Genomic DNA, 14,840 nt, shown 5'->3' on the forward strand with positions numbered 1-14,840 from the left:
GGCCATAGGTTCCGGATTGCTCACTGCCCAACGGTTGGTACCAGTACCCGGCGGGGTGATGGCGAAGCGCATCGAGGACTGGTAGACCGATCGGCGAAGCTGTTTGGACCGTTGGTCGGCGTCGGCGACGATCGGCAGGAGCGCGACTATCGGCAGGAGAGCCGTGTCAGTTCGGAGACTGTTGGCCGGGTACGCCGGGGTGAACGCCGTGCTGCTGGTCGGCTTCTTCGTGCTTCCGCTGCCGCGGCCGGCGGTGACCGTCGCGTTCGGGTTGACCAGTATGGCGGCCGTCGCGGTCGGGGTCCGCCGGCACCGGCCGGAGCGGGCGTACGCCTGGTGGCTCCTCGCCGCCGCGCTCGGGGTCTTCGCGGCCGGCGACACCGTCTACCTGCTCGCCGCGAACCTGCCGCTCGGCGACTCCGCGGCCAACTCCGGGCTCGTCTCCGACCTCTGCTATCTGGCGATGGTGCCGCTGATCGGCGCCGGCCTGCTCGGGCTGACCCGTTCCTCCGCCGGCGCCCGGGACCGGTCCGGGCTGCTCGACTTCCTCATCTTCACCACCGCCGCCGCCTTCCTGCTCTGGGTGCTGGTGATCCGGCCGTACCTGGTCGACCCGGGGCCGGACACGTTCGAGCACTCGGTGTTGGCCGCGTACGCGCTGCTGGACGTGCTGTTGCTGGCCACCGCCGTACGGGTGGCGGTCACCTCGCGGGGCAGCGTCGCCGGGCTGCTGCTGGCCACCGGCGCGGCCGGGATGCTCGTCGCCGACGTCGTCTACGGTGCCGCGCTGCTGCGCGGCGACTGGCAGCCGGGCGGCCCGACCGAGCTGGGCTGGTTCGCCTTCTACATCGGCTGGGGTGCCGCCGCGCTGCACCCGTCGATGGGAACGCTCACCGAGCCGGCCGCGCCGCCGGACAGCGAGATCGACAAGACCCGGCTGGTACTGCTCGGCATCGCCGCCACGCTCGCCCCGGCGGTGCTGCTCTACGAGGTGGTGAACGGGGACGTCCGGGACGGCGCGGTGATCGCCGTGGTCGGCGGGGTGGTCTTCGCCCTGGTGCTGAGCCGGCTCGCGGACGCGGTGGACGGGCACCGGCAGGCGGTTACCAGGGAGCGGAGCCTGCGGCAGTCCGGTGCCGAGCTGGTGGCCGCGACCGACACCGCCGAGGTACGCCGGGCGGTGCGTACCGCCGTGGCCCGGCTGGTGCCCCGGCAGTCCGCGCACCGGATGGTCTTCACCATCAACCACAGCGACGGGGTGCCGGCGGCCACCGTCAGCATCTGGGGCCCGGGGATGGCCGCGCCGTCGCCGTTCTATCCCGCCCCGCCCACCGCCGCCGCCCGGCGCAGCCGGCTGCTCCGGGTCCGGACCCTGCAACCGGCGCTGGCCGAGCAGTTGGGCGGCTTCGAGACCGTGGCGGTCTGCCCGCTGATCGGCGACGGCCGGGTCGACGGCGGGGCCAGCGGCGCCCCCCGGGTCGGCGCGCTGCTGGTGGCCACCGACAGCCGGCTGCTGCCGACGCTGCGGGACTCGCTGGAGGTGCTGGCCGCGCAGGCGGCGATGGCGCTGGAACGGATCAGCCTGGCCCAGGAGATCAACCGCCGGGACAGCGAGGCGTACTTCCGCAGCCTGGTGCAGCACGCGGCGGACGTGATCCTGATCGTCGACGCCGACCACCGGGTCCGGTACGCCAGCCCGTCGGTCCGGGGCGTCCTCGGCATCGAGCCGGCCGACTGCACCGACCTGGGGACGGTGCTCTCGCCGGAGGACCAGCGCTCGGTCGCCGCCCTGCTCGACTCGGCGCTCGCCGAAGCCGACCGTCGCGGGGTCGACTGGAGCGTGCGCCGCCCCGACGGGCAGCGGGTGCAGTTGGAGGTGACCTGCCGGGACCTGCGCCGGGACCGGGCGGTACGCGGCTTCGTGCTGACCCTGCGGGACATCACCGAACGGGTGCGCCTGGAGCAGGAGCTGACCCACCGGGCGGTGCACGACGCGCTGACCGGGCTGGCCAACCGGGCGTCCTATCAGGACCAGGTCTACGAGGCGGTGGAGAAGGCCCGGGACGGTGCGGCAACCGTGGGCACCCTCTCCATCGACCTGGACGAGTTCACCACGGTCAACGACACGCATGGGCACGCGATCGGGGACGCGCTGCTGGTCGCCGCCGGGCACCGGCTGCGGGAGAGTGTCGGGCCGAACGACCTGGTGGCGCGGCTCGGCGGCGACGAGTTCGCCGTACTCGTGCCGCAGGCGGAGTCCCCGGAGCAGGTCGAGGCGGTCGCCGACCACCTGGTCCGGGCGCTGGCCGAGCCGCTGACGGTGGGCGACACCGTGGTCAGCGGGACGGTCAGCGTCGGGGTGGCCACCACCGACGACGCCAGCGACGCCGGTGAGCTGCTGCAACGGGCCGACCTGGCGCTCTATGTCGCCAAGGGGGCCGGCAAGGGGCGCTGGTGCCGCTACCAGTCCGAGCTGCACACCGCGATCGTGGAGCGGCTGGAGTTGCGGGCGGCGCTGACCGAGGCGGCGAAGACGCTCAGCTTCTCCGTCGACTACCAGCCGATCGTCGACATGCGGACCGGGGCGGCGGTCGGCTTCGAGGCGCTGGCCCGCTGGCACCACCCGGCGCGCGGGCCGGTGCCGCCGGAGCAGTTCATCGGGCTGGCCGAGGAGACCGGGCTGATCGAGCCGATCGGTGACTACGTGCTGCGCCAGGCGACCGGTGCGGTCGCCGGGTGGCGCGCGCAGCGGGGCGCTACGGGTGCGCCGTACGTCAGCATCAACGTCTCGGCCCGGCAGTTGCGTACACCCTGCTTCGTGGCGTCGGTGCGGGCGGCGCTGGCCGCCGCCGACGTACCGCCGGACCGGGTGATGCTGGAGATCACCGAGAGCCTGCTGCTGCGGGACCAGGAGCCGGTCTGGGCAGAGCTGGCGGAGCTGCGCGCCCTCGGGCTGCGGGTCGCCATCGACGACTTCGGCACCGGGTTCTCGTCGCTGAGCTACCTCCAGCAGATGCCGGCCGACGTACTCAAGATCGATCGGTCGTTCACCGAGACCGTGGCGTCGTCGCGGCGGCAGCGGCTGCTGGTGGAGGGGATCATCCGGCTCGCTGGCACCCTCGGGCTGGACGTCATCGCCGAGGGGGTGGAGACGGAGGCGGTCCGGACCATCCTGCTGGACATGGGCTGCGCGTCCGGGCAGGGCTACCTCTTCGCCCGCCCGCTCAAGGACGGGGACGTGCTGCGCTGGCTCGACGAGCGAACGGTACCGGCCGTACTGCCCAAACCCCGCCCGGCCGCCGAGTGAGCCGGTCCGCTCGGCTTTCCGGGCGGGGCGGGTGGGTTCAGCCGGCGGCCGGGGTGAGCGGGCGGCGGACCCGGGCCGGGTTGCCGACGGCGAGTACCCCGGCCGGCAGGTCCCGGGTGACGACGCTGCCGGCGCCGACCACGGTGTCCCGGCCGATGGTGACCCCGCCGAGCACGATCACCCCGCCGCCGAGCCAGACGTTGTCGCCGATCGTGATCGGCCGGGCCGCCTCCCAGCCGGCCCGGCGCTGTTCCGGATCGACCGGGTGGTGCGGGGTCAGCAGTTGCACGTTCGGCCCGACCTGCACGTCGGCGCCGATCTCGATCGCGGCGACGTCGAGCAGTACGGCGTTGACGTTCAGGTAGGAGCGGTCGCCGATCCGGATCTGGCCGCCGTAGTCGCAGTGGAACGGCGGCCTGACCACCACCTGCTCGCCGACAGCGCCGAGCAGCTCGCGCAGCAGCGCCCGGTGCCGCTCCGGCTGGTCGGCCGGCGTCGAGTTGTAGCGCTGCGTCAGCACGGCGGCCCGGCCGGCCAGCGCGACCAGCTCGGGGTCGTCGGCCCGGTAGAGGTCACCGGCGAGCATCCGCTCCCGCTGGGAGCGCGGGTCCGCGCCGGTCTCCATCGTCGCGCCCGGCCGGCTCAGTCGTTGGCGTGCAACGCCGCGTTGAGTTCGATGCCCCGGCCGGTGCGCGGCTTCGCCTCCAGCGCGCCGGTCACCGAGTTGCGCCAGAAGAGCAGCCCGTTCACCCCGGACAGCTCGCGGGCCTTCACCACCCGGCCGTCCGGCAGGGTCACCTTGGAACCGGCGGTGATGTAGCAGCCGGCCTCGACCACGCAGTCGTCGCCGAGCGAGATCCCGATCCCGGCGTTGGCGCCGAGCAGGCTCCGCTCGCCGATCCGGACCTTCTCCTTGCCGCCGCCGGAGAGGGTACCCATGATCGAGGCGCCGGCACCGACGTCGGAGCCGTCCCCGACCACCACCCCGGCGACGATCCGGCCCTCCACCATCGAGGCGCCGAGCGTGCCGGCGTTGAAGTTGCAGAAGCCCTCGTGCATGACCGTGGTGCCGCTGGCCAGGTGCGCGCCGAGGCGTACCCGGTCGGCGTCGGCGATCCGGACGCCGGACGGGACGACGTAGTCGGTCATCCGGGGGAACTTGTCGACGCCGTAGACGGCCAGGTGCCGGCCGGCACCCCGCTCGATGACCCGCAGCTCGTCGACCCGCTCCGGCGGGCACGGCCCGGCCGAGGTCCAGGCGACGTTCGCCAGCACCCCGAAGATGCCGTCGAGGTTCAGCTCGTTGGGCCGGACCAGGCGGTGCGAGAGCAGGTGCAGCCGGAGGTACGCGTCGGCGGCGTCCTTGATCGGGTCGGCCAGCGAGCCGATCTCGGTGACCACCACGGCGGTACGCAGCCCCGGCAGCGCCCGGTCGCCGAGCGCGCCCGGCGGCAGGTCGAGCACGTCGCCGTCGTCGCCCGCGACGAGTGGCGACGGGCCGAGACCGAGCTTGCCGGTCGGATACCACGTGTCGAGCACCTGGTCTCCGGCGAGCGTGGCTACCCCGATCCCCCAGGCGGGCTGTGTGGTCGTCACCGGGTCTACCCCTTCGTCATCCGTCCGCCAGAACCGGCTCGGCCGGGCGTGTGGAACGTCATTCGCGAGCCCTGGACGCATCCCGCCGATACGACCTTGACGGTACCGTCTCCCAGCATGGAGAACCCGCTCACCCCCGAGGTGTTGGCCGATCCGGTGGCGTTGACCCGTGCCCTGGTCGACATCGAGTCCGTCTCGCGGAACGAGAAGGAGATAGCGGACCACGTCGAGGAGGTGCTCAGGAAGGTCCCGCACCTGACCGTGGCGCGGCACAACAACACGATCATGGCGCGTACCGACCTGGGCCGGGCCCAGCGGGTGGTGCTGGCCGGGCACCTGGACACCGTGCCGCTGAACAACAACTTCCCGTCCAGCGTGCAGGGCGACCTGATCTACGGCTGCGGCACCTCGGACATGAAGTCCGGGGTGGCGTACGCGCTGCACCTGGCGGTGAGCGTGCCCGAGCCCCGCTACGACGTGACGTACTTCTTCTACGAGGCCGAGGAGATCGAGTCCCGCTACAACGGGCTGACCCTTGTCGCGCAGGCGCATCCGGAGTGGCTGACCGCCGACTTCGCGGTGCTGCTGGAACCGACGCACGGGGTGGTGGAGGCGGGCTGCCAGGGGACCATGCGGGCGGTGGTCAGCGCCACCGGCCGGCGGGCGCACTCGGCCCGCTCCTGGAACGGGGTGAACGCGATCCACGGCATCGCCGAGGCGATCAACCGGCTGGCGGCGTACCAGGCCCGGATGGTCACCATCGACGGCTGCGTCTACCGCGAGGGGATGAACGCGGTCCGGATCGGCGGCGGGGTGGCCGGCAACGTGGTACCCGACCTCTGCGAGATGGAGGTGAACTACCGGTTCGCCCCGGACCGGACCGCGGAGCAGGCGGAGGCGCACCTCCGCGAGGTCTTCGACGGGTACCAGGTCCGGGTGACCGACTCGGCGCCCGGTGCGCTGCCCGGGTTGACCGAGGCGCCGGCCCGGGAGTTCCTGGCGGCGGTCGGTGCGGATCCGATCGGCAAGCTCGGCTGGACGGACGTGGCGCGGTTCGCCGCCCTCGGCATCCCGGCGCTGAACTTCGGGCCCGGCGACCCGAACGTGGCACACGCTCCCGACGAGCACGTCGAGATCGGCAAGATCCGGGACGGTGCCGCCACCCTGCACCGCTGGCTCGCCTCGCACTGAGCCGAGCCGTACCGGACGTATCCGGGCTGTCGCCGGGTCGGGACCCGGCCCGGCGCCGGTCGGCGGTGGCCCCTCTGCCGCCGACCGGCGCCGGTTTCCCCGTGGGTCAGGTCGGCGGACTAGCCGTCGACGTGCTGCTGCGTACGCGATTCCTGCTCCGACACCGAGACCTCCTCGATGGCGCCGGCCGGTGCGGCGTTGCGTGCCATCCGGCGCTCCGCGACCACCGCCCGGATCCGGCGCTGCATCTGTCGTCGCAGTCGGATGATCTCCCCGCTGGTCATCACCGTTGCCCCCCGAAGGTGCGCGGCCGTGACGTGGGCGCCGCGCGTTCCCCCTTGTGTGATTGGTAAGACGCCGGTCAACCCCGTTTGGTTGCCTCGGCGCCGATGTTCGTCCCGTGACGTACGCGATCACGCCACCCCGGCCCCGGTCCACCGGATTACCGTGGAGCCCATGAACCACAGCCAGGGACGAAACGGCAGCCGGGGCCCGGGACCGGAACGGCATCGGGGTGCGGTCACGCTGCGCCGCGAGGCCATCCCGTTGAGTACGGCGGACCAGCGGTTGCTCGACTCCCGCAGCCGGGGCGACTGGAAGACCAAGGACGCCTGGCGGGCCCTGCGGATCCTGTCGGAGTTCGTGGAGGGCTTCGACACCCTGGCCGACCTGCCACCGGCGGTGAGCGTCTTCGGCTCGGCCCGCAGCAAGCCGGACAGTCCGGAGTGCGAGCTGGCCGAACAGTTGGGTGCGGCGCTCGCCGCCGCCGGCTACGCGGTGATCACCGGCGGCGGGCCGGGCGTGATGGAAGCGGCCAACCGGGGCGCGACCGAGGCGGGCGGGCTCTCGGTCGGGCTCGGCATCGAGCTGCCGTTCGAGCAGGGCATCAACGACTGGGTCGACATGGCGATCGACTTCCGGTACTTCTTCGCCCGCAAGACGATGTTCGTCAAGTACGCCCAGGCGTTCGTGGTGCTGCCGGGCGGCTTCGGCACCCTGGACGAGCTGTTCGAGGCGCTGACCCTGGTGCAGACCGGCAAGGTGACCCGGTTCCCGGTGGTGCTGATGGGTACGACCTACTGGCGCCCGCTGCTCGACTGGCTCCGGGACACGCTGGCCGCCGACGGGAAGATCAGCCCGGCCGACCTGGAACTGATCATCGTCACCGACGACGTCAGCGCCGCCGTCCGGCACATCGTGGACGCGGACGCGGCGCTGGCCGCCGAGCAGGAGGCGTTGCAGGAGACCGCGATAGCCCAGGCCGAGGCGGCCCAGCAGTCCGCCGCCGGAGGACGCAACTCCCGCTGAGCCGCCCCGCCCGACCGACGGGTGCGCCGGCTACGACAGCACCTGGATGCTGCCGGGGGAGAAGGCCGTGGAGTCACCGGGCGGAAGTGCGATCGACGGGAAGCCGGTGCAGAACCCTCCGGTGTAGACGACGATCGTCGCGTCGGTCTGGTTGCTCACCGTGGTGCCGGTCGGGAAGGCGCCGTACAACCGGTGGCAGCCGGGAGCCGGGTCGACCAGTATGGCGTTCGGGCCGGTGGGACTGCCGATCAGCACCCGGCCCTCGGCGGCCAGGCCGGGCGAGGCGGCGAGCCCGACCGCCGCGCCGGCGAGTACGCCGACCACCGCCATCCGGGCCGCCCGGCGTCGGGTGCTCGACCGGGTCGCCGTCGTACGGGCCTTTGCTGGTTTCGTGGTCTTCATCAGGATTCTCCCCGGGGATCGACGTGTGGAACACCGGCCAGCCGTCGTCGACCGCGCGATGGTGGATGTGCGGGACATCGGCAGTTGCCGACGGCTGGTTGACCGGCACGCTACGGCGGGGGAACTTCATTCCGCCTTCACCCCGCTGACTCGGTGCTGTCGGGCGGCGGCACGGCAGCCGGTCCCAGGTGGGCTGTCGGCGGTTCCCAGGTGGGAGGTCGGCCGGTTCTCAGACAGGCCGTCGGCGGTTCTCAGGTAGGCCGTCGGCCGGGACCGGTCAGCTGGTCAGATCGGTCGCTGCCCGCAGGGCCGTGTGCAGGTCGACATGTCTGTGCGCCAGGGCCACCGCGCCGTCGCGTACCCGGAACAGCGTCGCGACCCTGGTCGGCGCGGTGCGGCCGGTCTCCGTCGCCGTCGGGTCCGGCCAGCTGGCGTCCTGCTCGACGACGATCGTGTCGTCGCCGACGGGATGCCAGGAGACCGGATGCAGCGCGATCCCCGAGTCGATGATCCACTCGACGAACGCGTCGGCCGGGATCGGGCCGGTCCCGCGCGGCCCGGAGACGTCGACCGGATCGGTCACCGCCGCGCGGGCCGCCGCCAGGTCCCGTTGGTTGACGGCGGCATGCCACCGGGAGGCGGCTTCCTCTAACATGATCCTCCTCCGTATGCGTTTCGCATGCGGGAACCGTATGCGAAACGCATACGCTTGGCAAGCGAGGGGGTCGGTACGGCGGATGGCTTCCGGTGGGCGGGTGCTCTTCTCGTTCGTGCGCTACTGGTCGCGGCGCTGGACCGGCGCCGGGCTCGGCGTCGACGCCGAGCGGGGCCGGGACGTGATGGTCGTGGAGGCGGTCGCGGCGTTGACCGGCCGGGGCGCGGCGACGTCGGTGAACGACGTGGCCCGGGAACTCGGCGTCGACCAGTCCGGCGCCAGCCGCATGGTGACCCGGGCCGAACGGTCAGGGCTGCTCGTCCGGGTACGCCCCTCGGCCGTCGGCGGTACGACGGCGATCTCCGTCACCGACGCGGGCCGGGAACTGCTGCGCGCCGCGTACGCCTGGCAGGAGGAGGTGCTGGACACCCTCACCGCCGACTGGTCCCGAGAGGACGTCCGTAGGCTCGTCGAGTTGATGGGCCGGCTGGTCGAGGCGCAGAACCGCATCGACGCCCGGTAGCCTGTGGGCCCTCACTGTTCCACCCCGCCCAGCCTGGCCCGTACGTCTGCCGCCCGCTCGTGTTGACCCAACAACTCGAGCAGGTCGGCCAGGCCCGCGAAAGCGTCTCGGGCCAGGCCGACGAAGGGTTCCGGAGAGCGGGCCGACATCCGCTCGAAAAGCGATACCCATTCGGCGGCAACGTCTGACACCTCCGCATGACGGCCGATAGTCAACAGTCGGTTGGCGAGGTTGTTCAAGCAACCGGCGAGGTCGGCTTCGAACACGGCGGGGTTGGCGTTGGCGAGTCGGCGGTAGAGGTCGGTGGCTTCGGTGGTGGCGGTGAGGGCCTCTTCCCACCGGCCGAGGTCGAACAGCCGGATGCCGAGGTTGTTCAGCGCCATGGCGAGGTTGGGTTCGAAGGCGGCGGGGTTGGCGTTGGCGAGTCGACGACGGATGTCGACGGCCTCGGTGGTGGCGGTGAGGGCTTCCTCCCGTCGACCGAGTTTCGACAGTCGGATGCCGAGGTTGTTCAGCGCCATGGCGAGGTCGGGTTGGAAGGCGGCGGGGTTGGCGTTGGCGAGTCGGCGGTAGAGGTCGGTGGCTTCGGTGGTGGCGGTGAGGGCTTCCTCCCGTCGACCGAGTTTCGACAGTCGGATGCCGAGGTTGTTCAGGGCACTGGCGAGGTCGGGTTCGAAGGCGGCCGGGATGGTGGCGGCGAGTCGGCGGTAGAGGTCGACGGCTTCGGTGGTGACGGTGAGGGCCTCCTCGCGCCGATCGAGGTCTGACAGCGCCATGCCGAGGTTGTTCAGGGCACTGGCGAGGTCGGGTTCGAAGGCGGCCGGGACGGCGGCGGCGAGTCGGCGACGGATACCGACGACTTCCGTGGTGACGGTGAGGGCCTCCTTGAGCCGGCCGAGGTTGGACAGCGTCATGCCGAGGTTGGTGAGGGAGCTGGCGAGGTTCGGTTCGAAGGTGGCGGGGTTGGCGGTGGCGAGTCGGCGGTAGAGGGCGGTGGCTTCGGTGGTGGCGGTGAGGGCTTCTGTCCGCTGGCCGAGGTCGGACAGCCGGATGCCGAGGTTGGTGAGGGAGCTGGCGAGGTCGGGCTCGAAGGTGGCGGGGTTGGCGTTGGCGAGTCGGCGGTAGAGGCCGGTGGCTTCGGTGGTGGCGGCGAGGGCTTCTGTCCACTGGCCGAGGTCGGACAGCCGGATGCCTAGGTTGTTCAGGGAGCTGGCGAGACCGACTTCGGAGGTGGCGGGGTTGGTGGCGGCGAGTCGGCGGTAGAGGTCGACGGCTTCGGCGGTGGCGCTGAGGGCTTCTTCCCGCAGGCCGAGGCTCGACAGCCGATTTCCCAGATTGTTCAGGGATCCCGCCAGGTCGGGTAGATGCGGCGGCTCGTCGCGGCCGACGAGAAGGCGCTTGAGTTCGACCGCCTCCTGGCAGAAGCTCAGTGCTTCGGCCCGTCGGCCCTGTTTCGCGAGCCGGACTTCCAGGTCCCACGCAGTCCGGGCGAGTTGGGAAAGCATGCTCGGGTCATGGCGACGCACGATCTCCCGCTCATGGTGGTGAGCCTCTCGCAGGTCGTTTATGTCATCACCCGCTGGTTGTGGCCACACGTCGACCCGCCAGTGCCAGTAGTCGGCCGCCCGGCGGTGAGCGGCCACGATCTCCGGTGCATGTCCCTCGCCTAGGCGACGCTGGAGTTCGGTGGCGGTCCACCTGTGCATGAACACGGTCGGCCCGGCGCCCCCGTCGGTCAGGGTGAGCAGACCCGACGCGGCGCAGGCGCCGATCAGCCCCGGCAGATCGACGTCGGCCCGGACCGGGGGCGTCGGCCGGACGGCGAGATGGGGCAGCAGACGTACCCGGACCGGCTCGGGAATCTTCTGCCAGTCCCGCTCGTCGGGTGGGATGCCCGCCTCACCGAGAATCCGGAGAACCTGCTGCTGGGCGTCGAACCACCGGTCCGGGTTGGCGACCGCCGGGTCGGGCTCGCCGACCTGGTAGAGCAGTGCGTTCTGGTCGACCGGGAGCCGGTAGACGCTGGCGCCGAGCAGCAGTCGGTGCGCGTCCGGGAGGTGGGCCAGACCGGCGAGCAGGTCGTCCAGCAGTACGTCGTCGGCGGCGAGCGCGGCCGCCTCGGCGAGCGCGGCGTCCAGTTGGTCGTGCTCGCCGAGGTACCGGTCGATGTCACCGGCGGGTCGCCGTAACCGGTGCAGGCGGTTGGCCACGCTGTTGACCAGTCGCACCTGGACGTCACTGAACCGGGCCTGGCCCCGGGAGAGCAGTGCGTCGACGTACTCCAAGCAGCGGGGATGGCCGCCGACGGCTCGCCAGAGCTTTTCGAGCTGCGCGTCGTCGAGCCGGTCCAGGTGCGGCAGCGCCCAGACGAGCTTGAGGGTCTCGGCGTAGGAGAGCGGCCCGACGGGTTGGAACTCCAACGCCCGATCGGCGTGGTGGGGCAGGTCGAACCTGTACCGGCTGGTGACCAGGAGCCGGGCACGCCCGGGAGTGGTCGCGAGCGCCGCGAGCAGGGCGGCGAGTTCGCCGTCGACGAGGTCGCGAGGACCGTCCGCCACGTCGGCGACGAGATTGTCCTCGAAGTTGTCCAGCACGATCAACGTGTGGACGAGGGGAAGGACCTGGTCCCGCAACGCGCCGAGACGTCGCTGCCAGGACAGTCCCCCGTCGTTCGCCCGGGTCAGCGCGCGCAGGACGCCGTCGTTGGCCCAGACCGGCCGGCGGGAGCCGTCGAGCTGCCGGGTGTAGGCGTCGACCAGGATGTCCAGGAACTGCTCGGGGCTGGTCTGCCGCTCGACGATCGCGACGACAAGCGACGGCTCGGCTTCCAGGAGCCGGGCGATGAGTTCGTCGGCGAGGGTGGTCTTGCCGACACCGCCGAGGCCGTGCAGCACCAGCCCGGCACCACCCCGGGCCGACAGCAGAGTGGCCGGATAGCGGCGCTGCTCCCAACGCCGCCCGACCACCTCACCGGTCTCGCGCCGGAGCACGCCACTGGCGGTGACGGAAGGCGGCGAGGCTGCTTCCGGCAGCGTCGGGTCGAGCAGCGGGGTGGAGCCGCCGGCGGACAGCACGCTGAGCACGGCCCACTCGTGCAGTTCGGCAAGCCGGCGGTCGCGGTCGTCGGAGGACCGCTCCAGCTCCCGCTGCACCGCCACCCGTGCCTCGGCCAGCGCGGCGACCACGTCGGCGTCGGGAGTGGCGGCCAGCAGGTCGTAGACCCGGGCGAAGACCCTTGTCGCGTACACGTCGGTGATCGCGGTCTGGGCGGCGATCACCGCGCCGGCCCCGCTGCCCAGCAGGCCCGCCGCGAACGACGGGTCGCCGGTGGCGGTGGTCGCGTCGGTGTGGCAGGCGGCGAGGGCCAGCAGCGGGGGCATCCGGCCGGGAGGTATCGCCTCGTCCACGAACTCCCTGGCGGTCAGCGTCCGGGCGTTGCCGTCGTCGTCCTCCAGCTCGAAGACTCCCGGACCGCCGTGGCCGGACAGGTGCAGGACGTGCGCCGGCCACTGCCGCAGCGCCGTACGGATGGCCTCGGTGGTGGCGAAGAGCACGACGCGTACCTCGGCGCGACTGGCCCGGGCGCCCCGGACCGCCCTGAGGACGTTGCGCAGTTCGCGTTCGTAGTCGAGCAGGCCGCTTCCGCCGCGCAGCGGCGAGGCGATCGCCACCAGGATCCGCAGCGGGCCTGCCGTGGCCGTCACCACCGGTGCCTCGGCCCGGCGGTAGAGCCGGACGAGTCCGTCCAGGGCGATCGGCTGGGGCTCGTCCGGCAGCCACAGCGTCTCCCAGGGCAGCCGGGCCAGGTTTCCGTCGACCCGGATGCCGATCCGCAGGGGAGAATTCCGGGACCGGGCTGCGGTGAGCGCCGCCGTCAACCGCGCGCCGACCTGGCCGGGTAGGAACGTCGCGGCCAGCAGCCGACCGACCACCGCTGCCTGGGCGGTACCCGCCTCGGCGGCCATCGGTTCGGCGGTGCGGCGCAACCCGACGAGCAGGCTGCGGGCCCGACGCATCCGGTCCACGGCGTCGCGCAGGGCGTGGGGTACGCCGTCGTGCGGCTCCGACACCGCCGTCCCGGCCCCGGTGAGCCGGACCCGACGGTCGTCGACGTCCAGTGTCAGGTCCAGCAGCTCGCCGGTCCATGTCCGCTCCCGGACCGTCGGCTCGGCCAGGCCGTTGAGCAGCGGCAGCAGGTTCTCGACCCGGGCCAGCCAGACCGAGTCCCGGAGCCAGCCGTCGGCGCTGTTGTAGCGGGCCGAGACGACGCCGACGACCGCGCCGTCACCGCGCCGCCGCACCGGTGCGCCGCTCATGCCGCGAACCACCGCCGAGGACTGCATCCGGCCGAGCGGAACCTGGTCCTCCCGGGTGGTGCCGCCCTCCTGGGTACCGGTGGCATCCAGGTAGCGGTAGCTGTGCTGCGGGTCGGTCAACTCGACCACGCCGGTCACCGTCACCGGCGACGACGGTGCTTCGGCGTCGGTCGGGGCCAGCGCCGCGACCGTGTCCGGCAGCTGCCCGTCGAGGCGTACCACCGCGAGGTCGTGCACCGGGTCGATCCGGACGGTCCGCCCCGGCACCGCCTCGCCGCCGGCCAGCGGGTCCACCCACACCGTCCGGTCGACCTCACCGGCCTCGACCGCGTCCAGTACGTGCCAGGCGGTCACCAGTACCCCGGATGCGACCTGGAAGCAGGTGCCGACCGCCTCGCCCCGCTCGCCGCGCAGGATCCGCCCGAGGAAGCCGGGTACCCGCGGGTCGCCGTCCACGGCGCGCTCAGCCGGCCGCCGGTGCCGTGTCGTCAGCCGCCGGTGCCGGGTCGTCGGCCGCAGGCACGATCCGTGGTCCCGCGCCGGCTCCCCTGGCGTACGTCAGCCGGACCGTCAGGGTGGCCTCGCCCGAGCCGCCCGCCACGATCACGTTGCCCTGGACCGAGAACTTGATCCCGAACTCCACCTCGATCTGCTCGGGCGCCGCCGCCCGGCGGGCCAACTCGCCGGCGGTCTCGACGGTGGAGGTCGCCACCGCCACGATCGCGTCCTGCGCCCGGTCGAAGGCATCGACCACCCGGTCCCGGGCGGCGTCGGCCCGGGAGGTCGGTTCGGAACCGGCTACCTGCACCACCTCGACGAGCAACTCGACGCCACCCACCCGCATCGGTACCGCTGCGACCGCCACGAGCCACGACCTCCGAAAATTCGACGGGCCCGGCCGTAATCTTGCGCGACCGACCAGGTGCGATGCGTAACTCTAATGTGTACGGCAATTCGTGCCCAGCCCGACAAACGGCCGGATCTTCCGGTCCCGATCGCCGGGTGCGCCAGACAGTGGGCTGGTGGGGCGCGCCGTGTCGTTGATCAGCTAGACGCGGCGGGGTGAGGCCCAGTAGGAGTCCCCGGCTGCGCCTGCCGGCCATGGCAGGTGCTCGTGTCGTCCGACGCCCGATCCGGTTGGCATACCTGCCGCCGCACAGGGGAGGGCAGCGGCTCCGGCTACGACGAGGCCCGGGCTGCCAGTTCGGTGACGAAGCTGTGCCAGGCGGTGCGGCTGAAGCTGAGGGTGCCGTTGTCGCGGTCCTTGCTGTCCCGGACCAGGACGCGGCCGGGCAGGTTGTCAGCGACCTCGACACAGTTGCCGCCGTTGGAGCTGCTGCGGGTGCTGGTGCGCCAGCGGGCGCCGGTCAGGTCAGCCATTCTCGTGCCCTCAGGAAGTCCATCGACAGGTCGCGCGGCGACCCGTACGGCCTCGTTCACGGTCCCTCCCCATCGGACGTCCTGCATATCTGCTCACCATAGCGATACGGAGTGTGTTTGTCTGACCGCGTGGAGCACTCTTCTCTCAGCGGAACCGAGCGG

The 14,840-nt window shown here is 72.2% G+C and carries 12 protein-coding genes; 4 read left to right on the forward strand and 8 right to left on the reverse strand.

Annotated elements, in window-relative coordinates; all coding sequences use genetic code 11:
• Positions 1-163: 163 nt before the first annotated feature.
• Positions 164-3,307 (forward strand): putative bifunctional diguanylate cyclase/phosphodiesterase, encoded by a 3,144-nt coding sequence (locus ACN28A_RS19370; RefSeq protein ID WP_421396929.1) that lies wholly within the window; start codon positions 164-166, stop codon positions 3,305-3,307.
• Positions 3,308-3,344: 37 nt separating this feature from the next.
• On the opposite strand, the gene ACN28A_RS19375 is transcribed toward ACN28A_RS19370, so the two are convergent.
• Together ACN28A_RS19375 and dapD are read right to left on the reverse strand one after the other, a co-directional pair.
• Positions 3,345-3,932, reverse strand: a complete 588-nt coding sequence (locus ACN28A_RS19375; RefSeq protein ID WP_421396930.1) for a sugar O-acetyltransferase — start codon at positions 3,930-3,932, stop codon at positions 3,345-3,347.
• A gap of 17 nt (positions 3,933-3,949) precedes the next feature.
• Positions 3,950-4,903 carry a 2,3,4,5-tetrahydropyridine-2,6-dicarboxylate N-succinyltransferase gene (dapD, locus tag ACN28A_RS19380; RefSeq protein ID WP_421396931.1) on the reverse strand — a complete coding sequence of 318 codons (954 nt, stop codon included), beginning with the start codon at positions 4,901-4,903 and terminating at the stop codon, positions 3,950-3,952.
• Positions 4,904-5,020: 117 nt separating this feature from the next.
• Here dapD and dapE point away from each other — a divergent pair, with 117 nt between their 5' ends.
• The gene (gene dapE / locus ACN28A_RS19385) at positions 5,021-6,094 is read left to right on the forward strand and encodes a succinyl-diaminopimelate desuccinylase (RefSeq protein ID WP_421396932.1); all 1,074 of its coding nucleotides are present in this window, start codon (positions 5,021-5,023) and stop codon (positions 6,092-6,094) included.
• Between the two features lie 119 nt (positions 6,095-6,213).
• On the opposite strand, the gene ACN28A_RS19390 is transcribed toward dapE, so the two are convergent.
• Positions 6,214-6,378, reverse strand: a complete 165-nt coding sequence (locus ACN28A_RS19390; RefSeq protein WP_421396933.1) for a hypothetical protein — start codon at positions 6,376-6,378, stop codon at positions 6,214-6,216.
• Between the two features lie 172 nt (positions 6,379-6,550).
• Between ACN28A_RS19390 and ACN28A_RS19395 the strand changes: the two genes are divergently transcribed.
• Entirely contained in the window at positions 6,551-7,402 is an 852-nt protein-coding gene (locus ACN28A_RS19395; RefSeq protein WP_421396934.1) for a TIGR00730 family Rossman fold protein, read from the forward strand.
• 30 nt (positions 7,403-7,432) lie between these two features.
• Here the strand turns inward: ACN28A_RS19395 and ACN28A_RS19400 are convergent, their stop codons facing one another.
• Complete coding sequence (locus ACN28A_RS19400) at positions 7,433-7,804, reverse strand: hypothetical protein (RefSeq protein WP_421396935.1); 372 nt, start codon at positions 7,802-7,804, stop codon at positions 7,433-7,435.
• 277 nt (positions 7,805-8,081) lie between these two features.
• A complete protein-coding gene (locus tag ACN28A_RS19405) occupies positions 8,082-8,459 on the reverse strand; it encodes a nuclear transport factor 2 family protein (RefSeq protein WP_421396936.1) in 378 nt (125 codons plus the stop codon).
• An 82-nt stretch (positions 8,460-8,541) separates the two neighbouring features.
• On the opposite strand from ACN28A_RS19405, the gene ACN28A_RS19410 reads away from it, so the two are divergent.
• Entirely contained in the window at positions 8,542-8,982 is a 441-nt protein-coding gene (locus ACN28A_RS19410) for a MarR family winged helix-turn-helix transcriptional regulator (RefSeq protein WP_421396937.1), read from the forward strand.
• Positions 8,983-8,993: 11 nt separating this feature from the next.
• On the opposite strand, the gene ACN28A_RS19415 is transcribed toward ACN28A_RS19410, so the two are convergent.
• The 3 genes from ACN28A_RS19415 to ACN28A_RS19425 all read right to left on the reverse strand — a co-directional run bounded on the left by ACN28A_RS19415 (position 8,994) and on the right by ACN28A_RS19425 (position 14,678).
• Positions 8,994-13,754 carry a tetratricopeptide repeat protein gene (locus ACN28A_RS19415; RefSeq protein ID WP_421396938.1) on the reverse strand — a complete coding sequence of 1,587 codons (4,761 nt, stop codon included), beginning with the start codon at positions 13,752-13,754 and terminating at the stop codon, positions 8,994-8,996.
• A 7-nt stretch (positions 13,755-13,761) separates the two neighbouring features.
• Positions 13,762-14,163, reverse strand: a complete 402-nt coding sequence (locus ACN28A_RS19420) for a CU044_2847 family protein (protein WP_421396939.1) — start codon at positions 14,161-14,163, stop codon at positions 13,762-13,764.
• Between the two features lie 314 nt (positions 14,164-14,477).
• Positions 14,478-14,678, reverse strand: a complete 201-nt coding sequence (locus ACN28A_RS19425) for a DUF397 domain-containing protein (RefSeq protein ID WP_421396940.1) — start codon at positions 14,676-14,678, stop codon at positions 14,478-14,480.
• Positions 14,679-14,840: the final 162 nt, after the last annotated feature.

This window comes from Plantactinospora sp. WMMB782 (assembly GCF_049179135.1).
In the GTDB taxonomy this organism is placed as follows: Bacteria; Actinomycetota; Actinomycetes; order Mycobacteriales; family Micromonosporaceae; genus Plantactinospora.

Excerpts from the sequence above, each read along its gene's own strand:
- dapE (WP_421396932.1), top strand. The coding sequence starts at position 5,021 with ATGGAGAACCCGCTCACCCCCGAGGTGTTGGCCGATCCGGTGGCGTTG.
- ACN28A_RS19400 (WP_421396935.1), bottom strand. The coding sequence starts at position 7,804 with ATGAAGACCACGAAACCAGCAAAGGCCCGTACGACGGCGACCCGGTCG.
- ACN28A_RS19405 (WP_421396936.1), bottom strand. The coding sequence starts at position 8,459 with ATGTTAGAGGAAGCCGCCTCCCGGTGGCATGCCGCCGTCAACCAACGG.
- ACN28A_RS19395 (WP_421396934.1), top strand. The coding sequence starts at position 6,551 with ATGAACCACAGCCAGGGACGAAACGGCAGCCGGGGCCCGGGACCGGAA.
- ACN28A_RS19425 (WP_421396940.1), bottom strand. The coding sequence starts at position 14,678 with ATGGCTGACCTGACCGGCGCCCGCTGGCGCACCAGCACCCGCAGCAGC.
- ACN28A_RS19410 (WP_421396937.1), top strand. The coding sequence starts at position 8,542 with ATGGCTTCCGGTGGGCGGGTGCTCTTCTCGTTCGTGCGCTACTGGTCG.
- ACN28A_RS19390 (WP_421396933.1), bottom strand. The coding sequence starts at position 6,378 with ATGACCAGCGGGGAGATCATCCGACTGCGACGACAGATGCAGCGCCGG.
- ACN28A_RS19375 (WP_421396930.1), bottom strand. The coding sequence starts at position 3,932 with ATGGAGACCGGCGCGGACCCGCGCTCCCAGCGGGAGCGGATGCTCGCC.